Raw genomic sequence first — 15,481 nt, 5'->3', positions numbered from 1 at the left:
GACGATTGATAACTACGAAGCGTACTTCCCTCCGTTTGTGATCAAAGATTATCGATCTAACAGCTTGGTGATCTTTGTTCGCACCTATCAGTTGAGCATCTGCCTGTCAGCCCCCTTTGTTGACCAAGCATAAGGAATCAGGATCAATAGAATGGCGTGCTACGCATAGATGGCGCAAAAGTTACTTGACGAATATCAAGGCGCTGGATATTAATGGGCGCACAGTTTTTGAACTTTGGTTAAGCAATGAAGGATAGGGCTCTGGATACGGGACACATAAGCACATCTGATGAGCTTCAAGGAATGGATGTTGATGTCGGTCGTGCTGCGCACACCGTTACCCAAGCCTTAGATTACGTTGGAATTGACGATAGAAGTCACGGACGACGGGTGGGTTTAATCTGCCATCGTATCGCACACTTAATGGGGTGGGACCGCGACAGACGGCACTACATTTTGTTGGCCGGCATGCTGCATGACAGTGGCGTATCATCTACTGCAGTGCATAAAAAGCTTGCGGATGAGTTGGAGTGGAATGGGGCTGAACAGCATTGCATCCGTGGTGATTACTTCCTGCGCAATTTCCCGCCATTTCGTCGCTACGCTGAAGCGGTACGCTACCACCATACCCGGTGGGAACATCTGCCAGAGTCGCTGGATCAAACGACGCGTGAGTATGCCAATCTGATTTTTCTTTCAGATCGATTAGACGTTATCTATGCCTCATTTCTTCAAACCCATCCCCATCATCTGGTGTTGCTTCAGCGAGACAAGTTGCTGGACGAATTGCGACCACATATCGGTACGCTGTTTTGTCCTCAACTGTTTGAGGCGCTGGAGCAAGCCGCACTGAAAGACAGTTTTTGGTTAGAGTTGCGAGAAGAGTTTCTGGATGATGCGATTTTCGACACGCTGGCATCCAGCGATTACAAAATCTCATTGAGCTTTAGTGAGATTGAGTCGCTGGGTGAGCTGATCTCACAAGTGGTCGATGCCAAGAGTCCGTTTACGCACTATCACAGTTTAAGGGTTGCCGATCTGGCGTATTCTCTTGCTGAATTGGTGGGCTGCGATCAGTACCACAGCCGTATCCTACGTATTGCTGGGTTGCTGCATGACGTTGGCAAGCTCAGAACGCCCGACGAAATACTGGAAAAGCCGGGTGCGTTAACACCTGAAGAGCTGGCCCAGATGCGCAGCCATCCTTTGGATAGTCGACGTGTATTGAAGGCTATCTTTCCCAATACGCCGATTGCGAAGTGGGCATCTGAACATCACGAAAAACTGGATGGCTCCGGATACCCGTATGGCTGGGAAGGTGATCGGATCGATCTGCCGACGCGCATTTTGTGTATTGCCGATATCTTTCAGGCGTTGTGCCAAAAAAGACCTTATCGAGACCGTCTGAGTGTTGAAGAGGTTTTGGGCATTATGGATAAGATGGCTGATGGCGGACAGCTCGACAAGGATGTGTATGGCACGCTGAAAGAACACAGGGATGATCTGTATCTTCTGGCGATTAAAGAAGGTGCCGTCACCGTAGAAATCTAGACTTGTCATAAGCCGGCTATTGTTCAAGTTCACCCCTTACAATGGCCGGAATCTCCTCTGTATCATCTGCGTCCCTCTATAGCGACACGCTTTATCATCTCCCTGTTGCAGCCTTATTCCTTCACTTTCCCGCTCGCCAGATGGTCATTGATTCGTCAGTGGGTCGGTTTTAGTAATCAGCGGGTCGTTTCCAGCCTCTTACCAATTTTTACGAAAAATTACACTGAATGAACTCTGGGAAGTGAGCCATCTTTCCCACTTCTCGTTCTTCCGTTGAAAGAAGAAACGAGACAGAAACCCGTTTAGTCAGTTGGTAACGAAAAAGGATAACAACAATGAACGCAGCCGATCTGCACAATGACTCCATCGTGATCGATGGTCTGATCTGCGCGAAGTGGAATCGCGAACTGTTTGAAGATATGAGCAAGGGTGGATTGACCGCTGCGAACTGCACGGTGTCCTTCTGGGAAAATTTTCAGGGTACGGTTGATAACATCGTTGAGATGAATCAGCTGATTGAAGAGAGCAGTGACCTGCTGATGAAAGTCCGTACCACCCGTGACATCTATCGTGCGAAAGAAGCAGGTAAGACCGGTGTGATGATGGGTTTTCAGAATGCGCATGCGTTTGAAGATCAGATCGGCTACGTCAAAGTGTTTAAAGATCTGGGCGTGGGCATTGTGCAGATGTGCTACAACACCCAGAACCTGGTCGGCACCGGCTGCTACGAGCGTGACGGTGGTTTGTCCGGTTTCGGTCGCGAGATTGTGGCGGAAATGAATGAAGTGGGTATGTTATGTGACCTGTCTCACGTTGGCCCACAAACCGCAAAAGAAGTGATCGACGAATCCAAAAAACCGGTGGCCTATTCTCACTGCCTGCCATCGGGTCTGAAAGAACATCCACGTAACCGCAGCGATGAAGAACTGAAGTACATCGCGGACAACGGCGGTTTTGTCGGCGTGACAATGTTTACCCCATTCCTGCGTGCGGGTGTGAATGCCACGGTTGACGACTACGTCGAAGCGATCCAGTACATCTACAACATCGTGGGTGAAGATGCGATCGGTATCGGTACTGACTTTACGCAAGGTCACGGTCAGGATTTCTTCGAATACCTGACTCACGATAAGGGCTACGCACGTCGCCTGACCCGCTTTGGCGAGATCATCAATCCTAAAGGCATCCGTACGGTCGGTGAGTTCCCGAACCTGACCGAAGCTTTGTTGCGCAACGGTTTCTCTGAAACACAGGTGCGCAAAATTATGGGCGATAACTGGGTCAACCTGCTGAAAGACGTCTGGGGCGAATAAGCCAACCCACTCCCTGAACCCTGTTTGTGACGGGGCATGAGTTGCCGGGCGATTGGGCTCCTCGGCAACTTGTGCCTTGTTACTCCTAACGTGACACCCGCTGTAAATCATCAATAGCGACCCGGGTGCACGCATAAAGAATTGAATTTGAGGTAGAAAAAAATGGGTGTACACACGCCAGAAATGCCAATCAACGTAGACGACGAAACCGGTGTATGGACAACAGATGCATTGCCAATGCTGTACGTGCCGCGTCACTTCTTCGTTAACAACCACATGGGTATTGAAGAGGAGATCGGTGCCGAGCGTTACGCCGAGATTCTGTACAAAGCGGGTTATAAATCTGCGCACTACTGGTGTGAGAAAGAAGCGGCAGAGCACGGTATCAAGGGTGAGGATATCTGGCATCACTACATGAAACGTCTGTCTCAGCGCGGTTGGGGTTTCTTCATCACGGAAGAGCTGGATCTGGAAAAAGGGACTGCGAAAGTGCGTCTGGAAAACTCCGCATTTGTGTACCAGTACGGTCAGGTTAACCGCAAAGTCGATTACATGTTCACCGGTTGGTTTGCTGGTGCACTAGATCAGATCGCTGAAAGTTTGGGTTACGACGTGCGTACTAAAGCGGAACAGACTCAGTGTGCGGCGGAAGAAGGTTGTGAGGTGGGTTATTTCGAAGTCACCCCACTGTAAAAGCTGCTGAAAGCTATTGCGCTTGGCAGGGCGGTTTCCTGCCGGCGCTCATAACGCTTTCAGTCACCTTTTATGCACGATTTAGACAAGAGCAGAGGCCTTCGGGCTTCAAAAAAATAAATATAAAGGTACGAGAAAGGCTTATAGCGTGGTTGCTTCAAGTTGACTCGTCCAGAGAAGAGATCGGGGTGTTTCCATGTCCCAGTTTGATGTGCTGTTTGAGCCACTCAAGATTAACAAGCTGACGATTCGTAACCGTATTGTCAGCACCGCTCACGCTGAGGTGTATGCCACCGATGGCGGTATGACCACTGATCGCTACGTGAAGTACTACGAAGAGAAAGCCAAAGGCGGTTGTGGTCTTTGCATCTGTGGTGGTTCCAGTGTGGTGTCTATCGACAGCCCGCAAAGCTGGTGGAGTTCCGTCAACCTGTCGACGGATCGGATCATTCCACACTTTCAGAATCTGGCCGATGCGGTGCATAAGCACGGCGGCAAGATCATGATTCAGATTACCCATATGGGCCGTCGTTCCCGTTGGGACGGTGAAAACTGGCCGAACCTGATGTCACCATCCGGTATCCGTGAGCCGGTTCACCGCGCGACCTGTAAGACCATCGAAGAGGAAGAGATCTGGCGCGTGATTGGTGATTTCGCGCAAGCGGCTCGCCGTGCGAAAGAGGGTGGTCTGGACGGTGTTGAACTATCAGCGGTACACCAGCACATGATCGACCAGTTCTGGTCGCCACGTGTAAACAAACGCACCGATAAATGGGGTGGTACCTTCGAAAACCGTATGCGCTTTGGTATGGAAGTGCTGAAAGCGGTACGCGAAGAGGTGGGCCGTGATTTCTGTGTTGGCTTGCGTATTACCGGTGACGAATTCCACCCGGATGGCCTCAACCACGACGACATGAAAGAGATCGCCGCGTACTACAACGCGACAGGCGAAATTGATTACTTCGGTGTTGTTGGCTCCGGTTGTGACACGCACAACACCCTGGCAAACGTTATTCCGAACATGAGCTACCCACCTGAGCCGTTTCTGCATCTGGCGGCTGGTATCAAAGAGGTGGTGGATGTTCCTGTCATTCATGCGCAGAACATCAAAGATCCTAACCAGGCGAAGCGTATCGTTGAAGCCGGTTACGTAGACTTCGTCGGTATGACCCGTGCGCACATCGCTGATCCGCATCTGATCGCCAAGATCAAAATGGATCAGGTGGATCAGATCCGTCAGTGCGTGGGTGCAAACTACTGTATCGACCGTCAGTATCAGGGACTGGACGTGCTCTGTATCCAGAACGCTGCGACCTCCCGTGAATACATGGGCTTGCCACACATCATAGAAAAAACCAGCGGTAACGTACGTAAAGTTGTCGTTGTTGGCGGTGGGCCGGGCGGATTGGAGTCAGCACGTGTTGCCGCAGAGCGCGGTCATAACGTCACGCTGATCGAAAAAGCGGAAGAGCTGGGTGGTCAGATTACCTTGGCGTCCAAAGCACCGCAGCGCGACCAGATCGCAGGTATCACCCGTTGGCTGGTGATGGAGCTTGAGCGTTTGGGTGTTGATATCCGTCTGGGTACCGCTGCGGATGCGGAGTTGGTACGCGAACTGAAACCGGATGTGTGTGTGATCGCCACCGGTGGTCGTCCGTTTATCGATCAGAACCCGGAATGGGGCGCAGAGGAAGGCTTAGTGGTCTCCAGCTGGGATATTCTCAGCGGCAAAGTTGAGCCGGGCAAAAACGTGCTGATCTACGACACCATCTGTGAATTCTCTGGTATGTCTGCAGCCGATTATCTGGCGTCAAAAGGCTCGCTGGTTGAGTTGGTGACTGACGATATCAAGCCGGGTGTTGGCATCGGCGGAACGACCTTCCCAACGTACTACCGTTCTCTGTATGAGAAAGAGGTGATCATGACCTCTGACTTCCTGCTGGAGAAAGTGTATCGCGAAGGTGACAGTCTGGTAGCTGTGCTTGAGAACGAATACACCGGCCAGCGTGAAGAGCGTGTGGTTGATCAGGTGGTGGTTGAGAACGGAACTCGTCCAAACGAAGAGCTGTACTACGCCTTGAAAGAGGAGTCCCGCAACAAGGGGCAGATCGACAACGACGCATTGTTCGATATCAAACCACAGCCTGTGCTCTCAGAATCCGGCGATGGCATGATCCTGTGGCGTTTGGGTGACTGTGTATCCCAGCGCAACACCCATGCTGCGATGTACGACGCATTGCGTCTGTGTAAAGACTTGTAAGGCGCTACCCCGTCACGCCGAACCTTGGGGGTGACGGGCCTTTCAAAAATAACAGGGCAGGCTCACTGCCCGTACACCTGCTCTATGAGGGTGAAAAATGGTTCTCGATTGGTTACCTTCCGTTTTGATCGCTGCCACGCTGTTGCTGGCGGTGGTCGGTGCTGTCCGCCGCATCAGTTTATGGCGTGCGGGCCAGCCAGATCAGGTTGATCTGATCGCCGGTTTGATGGCGATGCCCAAGCGTTATCTGCATGACCTGCACGATGTGGTTGAACGTGACAAATACATGTCCAAAACGCACGCCGCAACCGGTGGTGGTTTTGTCCTTTCTATCGCGCTGATCCTGCTGGTGCATCTGGCGGGTATTGATAGCCAGATTCTGGCGTGGGCGCTGTTGTTTGCGCTGGCGTTGATGTTTGTCGGGGCGATCTTTGTCCTTAAACGTCGTATGGACCCGCCAAGCCGGATCTCAAAAGGCGCGTGGATGCGTCTGCCAAAAAGCCTACTGGCATTTTCCTCTGCCTTTATCATCCTGACCCTGCCTGCAGCCGGTATTTTGCCGGAAGGTACCGGCGGTTGGGTGCTGACGTTGATCCTCAGTGCTGTGATCCTGCTGGGACTTGGCGAGATGCTGTTTGGCATGACCTGGGGCGGGCCGATGAAGCACGCGTTTGCGGGTGCCCTGCATCTGGCGTTCCATCGCCGTCAGGAACGTTTTGGCGGCGGCCGGTCTACCGGTCTGAAACCGGTTGATCTGACTCAGAACGGTCAGACGCTGGATATTCTGGGTGTCTCTAAACCCAAAGACTTTAAGTGGAACCAACTGCTGGGTTTTGATGCCTGCGTGCAATGCGGTAAGTGTGAAGCGATGTGTCCTGCGTTTGCTGCGGGTCAGCCGTTGAACCCGAAAAAACTGATTCAGGATATGGTCGTGGGTCTGGCCGGTGGTACCGATGCCAAATACGCGGGTTCTCCTTATCCGGGTAAAGACGTTGGTAACGCGAAAGGCGGTCCGGATCAGATCATCACTAACGGTCTGGTTGATCCTGAAACGCTTTGGTCCTGCACCACCTGCCGTGCTTGTGTGGAAGAGTGCCCGATGATGATCGAGCATGTGGATGCGATTGTGGATATGCGTCGTTTCCTGACCATGGAAAAGGGTGATACGCCCAACAAAGGCGCAGAAGTGCTGGATAACATCATCGCCACGGATAATCCGAACGGGTATTCACCGGCCAGCCGTGTGAACTGGGCGGCGGATCAGAACCTGCCGTTGATGAGCGATGTAAAGCAAGCCGATGTACTGTTCTGGGTCTCTGATGGTGCGTTTGATATGCGCAGTCAGCGTATCCTGCGTGCGTTCGTTAAGCTGATGAAAGCGGCGAATGTGGATGTGGCTATTCTGGGTGATGAAGAGCTGGATAGCGGTGATGTGGCCCGTCGTCTGGGGGATGATGCTGCGTTCCAGAGCCTGGCTAAACGCAATCTGGAAATTCTGTCTCAATACTCATTCAAGACCATCGTGACCACCGACCCGCATGCTTACCATTGCCTGCGGAACGAATACGGTGATTTTGGTAGCGATGCGCTGGAAGGGGTAGACGTGTTACACCACACCACGTTCCTGAATCAGTTGGTACAGAGCGGTGCGCTGAAACTAGAAGCCTTTAGCGGCGGTACCGTGACCTATCACGATCCGTGTTATCTGGGACGATACAACGGCGAATATGAAGCGCCGCGTGAGTTGCTGCGTTCGTTGGGCATTGAAGTCGCCGAAATGGAGCGCTCCGGTTTCCGTTCACGCTGTTGCGGTGGCGGCGGTGGTGCACCGATCACGGATATTCCAGGTGAACGCCGTATCGCAGATATGCGCATGGAAGATGTGAATAGCACCGGTGCGGAGCTGGTGGCCGTTGGTTGTCAGCAGTGTACGGCGATGCTGGAAGGCGTAGTCGAACCCCGTCCGGAAGTGAAAGACATTGCCGAGATTCTGGTCGATCAGCTGATCGAGGAGGTCCACTGATGAGTGATGTGCTAAGACGAGATCCCCGCGCCGAGTGGATCGCCCGTAACCGATTGCATCCGCTACACGGCACGGTCAGCGTGGGTGATGAAGCCGAAGTCCGTGGTCCATCCGGTCTGCTGCGTAAGAATCCGCATAAGGTTGGATTTATTGGCCCGAACGGCATTAAACGTATTGATCGCCTGAAAGGGAATGGAAACACCGTCGCGATGGGACGCCGCAGCAGCGGTCCTCAGGAAGTATTACTGCCGTTACACAGTGTTGAGCAGCCTGATTTCTACATTGTTGTTGTACCGGATATGGTGGGCGGTCGTCTGACCAGTCAGGACAAAGACATTCTTGGTCAGGCACACAAGCTGGCGCGTGGAATTGAAGGCGGCAATGAACAGCAAGGGGCTGTGGTTGCTGTCTGCTTTGGTGAAAGCAAAGAGGAAGGGTTCGACACCGCCGGTGTGGATCGTCTGATTCTGCTGGATAGTGAAGAGTATCAGGGGTTCTGTCCTGAACAGCAGTTGGCTGCCTTGGTGCAGATCGAAGCCAGCTACCAGCCAAAGCACTGGTTATTCCCGGACAGCGTGAATGGGGGGGCAGACCTCGGTGCGCGTCTGGCGGCACGATTGGGCGAACGTCCAGCCGTACAGGCGTGGCAGGTGGATCACGAAACCACGGTCAGTCGCGGTGCGTCGGGCAGTATTGATATCAGCCGCACGACACCACATATCCTGATGCTGGTAGAGGAGTGTGCTGATCCCATCGACGAAACCCGTCATGAAGCGCAGCCACTGGCACTGGAATCTATACCGCGTGCCATTGCTCAGCTGCAGGATCAGGGACAGGTGGCGGTTGATCCAAATGCAATTCCACTGGCCGAAGCGGAGTTTATTTTGTCGGCGGGCAACGGTATCCATAACTGGGATCAGTTCCACGATACGGCGACTGCGCTGGGCGCCACCGAAGGGGCCAGCCGTGTGGCGGTGGATGATGGCTTTATGCCACGTTTCCGTCAGGTCGGCGCTACCGGCACCTGGGTAACTGCGCGTGTGTATCTGGCCGTAGGTATCTCCGGTGCGATTCAGCACATGCAGGGGATTGGCCAGTGCGACAAGGTGATCGCCATCAATACCGATGCCGGGTGTGACATGGTGAAACGTGCCGCATTGAGTGCCATTGGTGACAGCGAAGAGATTCTGGCTGAACTGCTGAAACTGGCGCAGGAGCATCGTGCAAAACAAAGTGAAGAGGGGGATCAGCATGCAGCCTGAAGGTAAACGCCAAGTGCAGGATCATTCGTTGGATCGTTCACTAGATATCGTATCGTTGATTTCCATCGGTCAGCACCCGCAGTCAGGTCGTGTACGCCGCGCCGAACAAGATGGTCGCGCGGTGGAGCTGGGTATGAATCTGGCAGAGAAACATACGGTGCTGCATGCGGGTGACCCGTTGCAGCAGGCCTTACGTTCCTATGCGGGTATGGGGTTGTCCGAAGTGCAGGTGCTGGACCTCGGTCCCCGTGCTGATGCTGTGCCCGCACTGGTCGAATACTTGCAGGATCATCGCCCGGACATCGTACTGACCGGTGTGCGTGCAGAAAGTGGCGAGTCATCAGGTATGGTGCCATATCTGTTGGCTGAGAAACTCAACTGGCCGGTGGTGGCACGTGTGGCTGATATCGTGTCGGTTGAAAACGGTGTCGCTGAGCTGTTGTTAGCACTGCCGCGCGGTCAACGTCGAGCGTTAAAAGTCCCTCTGCCTTTTGTGGCGACCATTGATAATGCTGCGCCGGAAGCGCGTCAGTCTGCATATGGTCCGGGTCGCCGTGCGCAGGTTGAATCGCTTGATGCTGTGATTGAGGATGACCAGACGCGTAGTGATTGGGTGGAAGCAAAAGCGAAACCACGACCTAAACGTCTGAAAGTGGTTAAGGCAAAAACAGCGGCTGAGCGATTCAAAGCGGCGACCGCAAAACCACAAGGTGAGTCCGGTAAAGTGCTCAAAGACATGCCCGCTGCAGAGCAGGCACGCGAGATTTTTGATCTTCTGTTGGAAGAAAAGGTCATTAGCTGATTGCGATTAAAGTGCCCCTTCCCTAAAGCGGGGGCACTATTTGATCGACTATCTCTACGCCATTCCCTCTATTAGTGCTATCTCATCTCTCAATTTTCTTGGCTTAAAAACTTCTAATGTCGAAGAAACTAACATACTGGTGATCGACCATTATTAGCTTCCAGAATCTGGTTTTTGTAAGACTTCATTGATTTCTTTATGTCCGTGAGATTATGCCGATGTCGCAGGCAGGTATGGGAATGTCGCTTTAAGATGTGTTGGCCAGGTACATAGCGATAGTATAAATAAGGTCGATTAACTGAACTTCCGTTTACGTATAAGAATGCTCTGTTCAGATGTTTTATAAGGCAATAACTCAGTTTGCTTAACGTACAGGCTGTTCCGGTTTCTTATCGCGGTGATATTCAATATAAGGATACAGCAGCATGATGATTGCAGACCTTTTTGACGAAAGTGATTTCAGAGAAAAACTGATCGACCTCGGAATACCTATCGATCAGGACGCAACCTTCGATGAGTGCCGCAGTACAGTATTGGCGTGGTTGGATAGTACACCGGAAGCCGTGTCACATGTCGTTGGGCTTTTTGAGACGTTAAGAAACACTGATGTTGTTCTGTTGCCGGAAGTAGATGAATTTATTGAGAATATTCTTTCAATTCATACGCGTTAGTCTGTATCAGTGATGAATAAAGTTCAGGCAATAAAATCTGCTTTGGAAGTCATTTTGCTGGTTTACATCGTACTGGGTGTCGGCTGGCTAGCTTGGCTGGATATTGCAGGGAATGGATGATGTCTTCATTGTGCAAAAGTTAAAAGGTTCTGCCCGATGAAACGCTATTCTTGAAAATAATTTCCTCTACAAACAACTGACTATTAAGTACTTATATTGCGTTGGTTGTGTCGTTGGTTTGTATTTATATCGCAGATATTGAACGTTTGTTAGTCATTCTTGATTTCGCCTGCTTTATTTCTTGCCGATAGTATCCCTTCTCTGTATCGTCGCCGAAATTATTCTCTCACTATATACATAATCTTATTAGAACGGGGCATTGGCATATGCCCGCCTTCTTATCTGTGCTGCGAAAATCACCTGTTTAAATGGTTTCTATGAGTTGTCGAAAACAGACAGGTTTCAACAGTATCTGTCGTTAAAAGTCAGCTGAATAAAATCACCAACTCGTAAGATAAATAGACCTGATCAAACACCCCGGATGTCACGTCATTGCTGCAGAGACCGAAAGAGCCGGTCTCACATGGGGGAGTTGGAGTATTGGGGGCTCAACGGCTATGCATGCATGACCGATCCCCTGAGTACTCTTAACACCAGATACGCAAGGTGACGCTCGTGACGGGACTGTTTTTGATTGGCGATGTTCGTACTCGATACAGCATATCGTCGCACAGAGCTGCCTCGGCCGATTACGATTCGTATCAGCTGAGCCGCAGGCGGGGATATCAATTCTAATAAGAAAACGGAGTAGTTCTATGAACCAAAGTGTGAAAGACCGTCCTAAGTCGGCGGAGTATACCTCCGACTATAAGGCGGGACAGGACAACGTGCAGGTGATGGGGATGGACGTCCATAACCCCGTATTCACCACAAGTGCATTGGCGATCCTGACCTTTATTGTACTGGCCTTGCTGTTCCCGGCTGATGCAAAAGAGATGCTGGTAGGCGCACGTACCTGGTCAATCGAGACCTTCGATTGGTTGTTTATGATCGCTGGAAACGTATTTGTCCTCTTCTGTTTGGCTTTGATCATTCTGCCTGTCGGCAAGGTTCGTCTGGGCGGCGCGAGTGCAAAACCTGATTTTAGCCGTATGTCCTGGTTCTCAATGCTGTTTGCCGCAGGCATGGGTATCGGTCTGATGTTCTGGAGTGTGGCTGAGCCCGTTGCGTACTACACCGATTGGTGGGGCACACCGCTGAATGCTGAAGCGAAAACACCGGAAGGTGCGTCTGCTGCCATGGGCGCTACGATGTTCCATTGGGGCTTGCACCCATGGGCAATCTACGGTGTCGTTGCACTGGCACTGGGCTTCTTCACCTATAACAAAGGCTTGCCGCTGACGATCCGTTCTGCGTTTTACCCATTGTTTGGTGAGCGTGTTTGGGGGCCAACGGGTCACATCATCGATATCGTTGCTGTACTGGCGACCATCTTTGGTCTGGCTACATCTCTGGGTCTGGGGGCTTCACAGGCGGGTGGTGGTCTGAACTTCCTGTTTGGTATCGAGAACAACATCTCTACTCAGGTGGCGATCATCGTTGTTGTCTCTGCGATTGCGATCTTCTCTGTGGTTCGTGGGTTGGATGGCGGTGTAAAACTGCTAAGTAACCTGAACATGGGTATCGCGGGGGCACTGATGCTGTTCGTGATTCTGGCGGGTTCTTTGGGCGCGTTCTTTGGTAACTGGTTCAGCACTGTCGGCAGCTACGCGGAGAATATTTTCCAGCTGAGTAACTGGATTGATCGTGAAGACGAGAAGTTCTACAAAGGCTGGACCGTTTTCTACTGGGCGTGGTGGGTATCCTGGTCTCCATTCGTGGGTATGTTTATCGCCCGTGTATCCCGTGGCCGTACCGTGCGTGAATTTATGATCGCTGTATTGTTGATCCCTACTTTGGTGTCTTCTGTCTGGATGGCGGCATTTGGTGCGCAGGCGCTGGATCAGATTCAGAACAACGTCGGTCAGCTGGCGGGTGGTTTGGGTGATGTATCGCTGGCGATGTTCCAGATGCTGGAAAACCTGCCAATGGCAGAGATCACTTCTGCTATGGCGATCATCCTGGTGTTGGTATTCTTTATCACCTCATCTGACTCCGGCTCATTAGTTATCGACTCGATCACCGCAGGCGGTAAAGTGGATGCGCCAGTACCACAGCGTATCTTCTGGGCAGTATTGCAGGGTGTTATCGCAGGTGTACTGTTGTACGGCGGTGGCTCAGAAGCACTGACCGCATTACAGGCCGGTGCGATTACAACGGGTCTGCCATTCACGGCAATCCTGTTGCTGATGTGTGTCAGCATCTACAAAGGCCTGAAGACCGAGGTTTAAAGGTTTAAAAACAAGACATGTGGCAAAGCCGGCGTAAGCCGGCTTTTTATTGGCTACTTTTTAGGGAGCCAAATGTGTTTTGCCTCAGGCTGATAATCGCTCCGCCAGAAAATCAATTAGTATTCTTACCCGCCGGGATAGGTTCCGGTTAAGCGGATATATGGCTGAAATCGCCGTCGGTTGTTCATAGTACTCAGTGAGCAGTGGGCGCAATGTCCCTTCTTTAATATGTTTTTGGAACAAGAAACTGGGTCCAAAACCGATTCCCAGCCCTTGTACCATGCCACTGACGACTAAGGTTCCGTCATTACTTGTCAGGTTACCGTTTACCTTGACCGTCATGGTTTCACCGTCCGGTGTACGAAAAGGCCACCCACGGTTCAGCTTTGAGTCACCATAGATCAGACAGTTATGCTGCGTTAGATCAGCAGGGTGGTTTGGCTCTCCCCATGTTGCCACGTATTGGGGCGACGCGACGACTTGAAAGGTACAGTCTGCCAATCTGCGAGATATGAGACTGGAATCTTCCAGTTGCCCGACACGCAGGGCAATATCGATGCCTCCCTCTACCAGATTTTCAAAACGCCCACTCGCAATCACGTCCATATCAATCTCCGGATATTGATGCTGAAACTCTATAAGCAATTGCCCAATACCCGAAATAATCAAACTTTGGGGAACAGTGATGCGTATTTTCCCTCTTGGCGTTTTTTGGCTGTCCATGATCTCTGCACGGGCACTTTCCGCCTCCTCCATGATGAGTTTGCAGTGATTGTAAAATCGGGAGCCCTCATCTGAGAGGCTTAACTTACGCGTTGTGCGGTAAAGCAGCCGAGCTCCTAAGTCTTGTTCCAACAAAGAAACCTGTTTGCTGACAAACGATTTGGACAGTCCCAATCGTTCAGCTGCCGCCGTAAAGCTACCGGTATCCACTACCGCAGCGAAGGTTTCCATTAGCGTTAAAGTATTCACATTATCACCTGCTAGAGAACAATGAGTTTGCTGGTAGCTCGTATATCAGCGTTTAAGAACACAATAAGCTTAACACATAGGATTTCACGTGCATTTGAACGCGAACAAATTTCTACCGAGGTGACAGATGAATAGAGTACATACTGAGCAACAGCACTACGGAGTTGTAGCCAAAGGGTTGCACTGGGGGATGGCATTGATGCTGATCGCACTCATCTCCATAGGGACCTATATGACAGGGTTGGATAAGTCTGATCCCAGCCGGCTAGAGCTATTAGGTATGCATAAATCGTTTGGTGCGATCTTTATGCAGCTTGCGGTGTTTCGATTGATTTGGAGTCGTATTCAGCCAGCACCCACATTGCCGAACGTTCTGTCGGGTTGGGAGAGGTTACTCTCACGCTTTGTAACCGCATCACTTTATCTATTGATGTTGGCCATTCCGTTTAGCGGTATGGCGATGACTAACTTTGCCGGTTATCCCGTCAGCATCTTTGGTCTGATCGATATGCCGATACTGTTCGATAAAAACACAGAGATGGTGGGGCTGGCTAAAAACGCGCATGGCATTCTGGTTTATGCGTTGCTGGTATCGATATTCATGCATATTGCTGGCGCACTCAAACACCGTTTTCTGGATGCTCCGGAGGCAGATGTTCTTCCCCGAATGGTGCCGTTGAAACCACGTGTATAGGGAGGGTCTGCAATCAACTTAATCTTATTTTTTAGATAGTCGGAGTTTAGACGATGTATTCATTAACGCTTCACCACCATCCACTGTCCGTATGCTCCATGAAAGTCCGTTTGGCACTTGAAGAGAAAGGGTTGGAATGGTCAGGACGTGTGATTGATATTGTCCGCGAACAAGAGCAGCTGGAACCCTGGTACTTGAAACTTAATCCCAATGGCGTCATTCCTACGCTGGAGTTTCATGATGGTACACCGGAGTTGGTTACCAACTCAGCCAGTATTATTCGGTTTATTGCAGCATTACCTGAAGGTCGCTCGCTCCTGCCAACGAATGCCTCAGATCTAGAGATGATGGAGGCGCTTATTGATCTGGCAGATCAAATTGATCTACAGATTCTGAGTTATGCACGTCATCCCTCGATGGAAAAGTCTGAGAAGATTTTGGATATGCGCATTCACAAATCGCGTTTGCTCGCTGAACAGCACCCCCAGCTCAAAGAGAGCTATCAGGCATGTGCGGAAAGGTCTGAGAAAAGCAAAAGATTCAGGGTTGATGCTGCGCATATAACGGAAGTGGAAGACCGGGCTTTACAGGCGATTACGTTTGTTGAACAGCAACTGAGGGGCAATAAATACCTGCTGGGTGATCACTATTCCCTGGCAGATGTTATCTGGACGGTTGTCCTCTCAAGGCTCGATTTACTGGGCTATAACGACTGGGTAGCAGGGAATGATTTCCCGCTATTGGCGGGATACTACCAAGATACCCAACGTCGTAAAAGCTACACCCTTGCTCAGGTTCAGAACGAGTGGTGGGACAAATGATTTCTAATACCGTATCGGAGGGTCACATT

At 51.2% G+C, this 15,481-nt stretch carries 12 protein-coding genes; 11 read left to right on the top strand and 1 reads right to left on the bottom strand.

Annotation, left to right across the window (positions count from 1 at the left end; translation table 11 throughout):
• Positions 1–246: 246 nt before the first annotated feature.
• From IOQ59_RS13810 to IOQ59_RS13770, 9 genes are all read left to right on the top strand, one after another.
• A complete protein-coding gene (locus IOQ59_RS13810; RefSeq protein WP_193953971.1) occupies positions 247–1,551 on the top strand; it encodes an HD domain-containing phosphohydrolase in 1,305 nt (434 codons plus the stop codon).
• A gap of 335 nt (positions 1,552–1,886) precedes the next feature.
• On the top strand, positions 1,887–2,864 hold the full coding sequence (locus tag IOQ59_RS13805; RefSeq protein ID WP_193953970.1) for a dipeptidase: 978 nt from the start codon (positions 1,887–1,889) through the stop codon (positions 2,862–2,864).
• Between the two features lie 162 nt (positions 2,865–3,026).
• Entirely contained in the window at positions 3,027–3,557 is a 531-nt protein-coding gene (locus IOQ59_RS13800) for a 4-vinyl reductase (protein ID WP_193953969.1), read from the top strand.
• A gap of 196 nt (positions 3,558–3,753) precedes the next feature.
• The gene (gene dgcA / locus IOQ59_RS13795) at positions 3,754–5,817 is read left to right on the top strand and encodes a dimethylglycine demethylation protein DgcA (RefSeq protein WP_193953968.1); all 2,064 of its coding nucleotides are present in this window, start codon (positions 3,754–3,756) and stop codon (positions 5,815–5,817) included.
• Between the two features lie 97 nt (positions 5,818–5,914).
• Positions 5,915–7,840 carry a (Fe-S)-binding protein gene (locus tag IOQ59_RS13790; protein WP_193953967.1) on the top strand — a complete coding sequence of 642 codons (1,926 nt, stop codon included), beginning with the start codon at positions 5,915–5,917 and terminating at the stop codon, positions 7,838–7,840.
• Positions 7,840–9,102: an electron transfer flavoprotein subunit alpha gene (gene etfA, locus IOQ59_RS13785; RefSeq protein ID WP_193953966.1), complete on the top strand. Its 1,263-nt coding sequence runs from the start codon at positions 7,840–7,842 to the stop codon at positions 9,100–9,102. Before IOQ59_RS13790 ends, etfA begins: the two co-directional genes overlap by 1 nt.
• Positions 9,092–9,904, top strand: coding sequence for an electron transfer flavoprotein subunit beta (gene etfB, locus IOQ59_RS13780; RefSeq protein ID WP_193953965.1), 813 nt, complete (start codon positions 9,092–9,094; stop codon positions 9,902–9,904). Before etfA ends, etfB begins: the two co-directional genes overlap by 11 nt.
• 425 nt (positions 9,905–10,329) lie before the next feature.
• The gene (locus tag IOQ59_RS13775) at positions 10,330–10,575 is read left to right on the top strand and encodes a hypothetical protein (protein ID WP_193953964.1); all 246 of its coding nucleotides are present in this window, start codon (positions 10,330–10,332) and stop codon (positions 10,573–10,575) included.
• Positions 10,576–11,390: 815 nt separating this feature from the next.
• The gene (locus tag IOQ59_RS13770; RefSeq protein ID WP_193953963.1) at positions 11,391–12,965 is read left to right on the top strand and encodes a BCCT family transporter; all 1,575 of its coding nucleotides are present in this window, start codon (positions 11,391–11,393) and stop codon (positions 12,963–12,965) included.
• Positions 12,966–13,049: 84 nt separating this feature from the next.
• Here the strand turns inward: IOQ59_RS13770 and IOQ59_RS13765 are convergent, their stop codons facing one another.
• On the bottom strand, positions 13,050–13,937 hold the full coding sequence (locus IOQ59_RS13765; RefSeq protein ID WP_193953962.1) for a LysR family transcriptional regulator: 888 nt from the start codon (positions 13,935–13,937) through the stop codon (positions 13,050–13,052).
• A 127-nt stretch (positions 13,938–14,064) separates the two neighbouring features.
• Here IOQ59_RS13765 and IOQ59_RS13760 point away from each other — a divergent pair, with 127 nt between their 5' ends.
• A complete protein-coding gene (locus IOQ59_RS13760) occupies positions 14,065–14,631 on the top strand; it encodes a cytochrome b (protein WP_193953961.1) in 567 nt (188 codons plus the stop codon).
• A 53-nt stretch (positions 14,632–14,684) separates the two neighbouring features.
• Entirely contained in the window at positions 14,685–15,452 is a 768-nt protein-coding gene (locus tag IOQ59_RS13755; protein WP_193953960.1) for a glutathione S-transferase family protein, read from the top strand.
• The last annotated feature ends 29 nt before the right edge of the window (positions 15,453–15,481 follow it).

The organism is Pontibacterium sinense, assembly GCF_015209595.1.
Classification (GTDB): domain Bacteria; phylum Pseudomonadota; class Gammaproteobacteria; order Pseudomonadales; family Balneatricaceae; genus Pontibacterium; species Pontibacterium sinense.
Note: the sequence above shows the minus strand (reverse complement) of the source record. Positions and strands in the feature narration are given on the sequence as shown.

Bases quoted from the DNA above. Each gene is read 5' to 3' on its own strand.
- IOQ59_RS13800 (WP_193953969.1), top strand. From the start codon at position 3,027: ATGGGTGTACACACGCCAGAAATGCCAATCAACGTAGACGACGAAACC.
- IOQ59_RS13770 (WP_193953963.1), top strand. From the start codon at position 11,391: ATGAACCAAAGTGTGAAAGACCGTCCTAAGTCGGCGGAGTATACCTCC.
- IOQ59_RS13760 (WP_193953961.1), top strand. From the start codon at position 14,065: ATGAATAGAGTACATACTGAGCAACAGCACTACGGAGTTGTAGCCAAA.
- dgcA (WP_193953968.1), top strand. From the start codon at position 3,754: ATGTCCCAGTTTGATGTGCTGTTTGAGCCACTCAAGATTAACAAGCTG.
- IOQ59_RS13755 (WP_193953960.1), top strand. From the start codon at position 14,685: ATGTATTCATTAACGCTTCACCACCATCCACTGTCCGTATGCTCCATG.
- IOQ59_RS13775 (WP_193953964.1), top strand. From the start codon at position 10,330: ATGATGATTGCAGACCTTTTTGACGAAAGTGATTTCAGAGAAAAACTG.
- etfB (WP_193953965.1), top strand. From the start codon at position 9,092: ATGCAGCCTGAAGGTAAACGCCAAGTGCAGGATCATTCGTTGGATCGT.
- IOQ59_RS13790 (WP_193953967.1), top strand. From the start codon at position 5,915: ATGGTTCTCGATTGGTTACCTTCCGTTTTGATCGCTGCCACGCTGTTG.
- etfA (WP_193953966.1), top strand. From the start codon at position 7,840: ATGAGTGATGTGCTAAGACGAGATCCCCGCGCCGAGTGGATCGCCCGT.
- IOQ59_RS13810 (WP_193953971.1), top strand. From the start codon at position 247: ATGAAGGATAGGGCTCTGGATACGGGACACATAAGCACATCTGATGAG.
- IOQ59_RS13805 (WP_193953970.1), top strand. From the start codon at position 1,887: ATGAACGCAGCCGATCTGCACAATGACTCCATCGTGATCGATGGTCTG.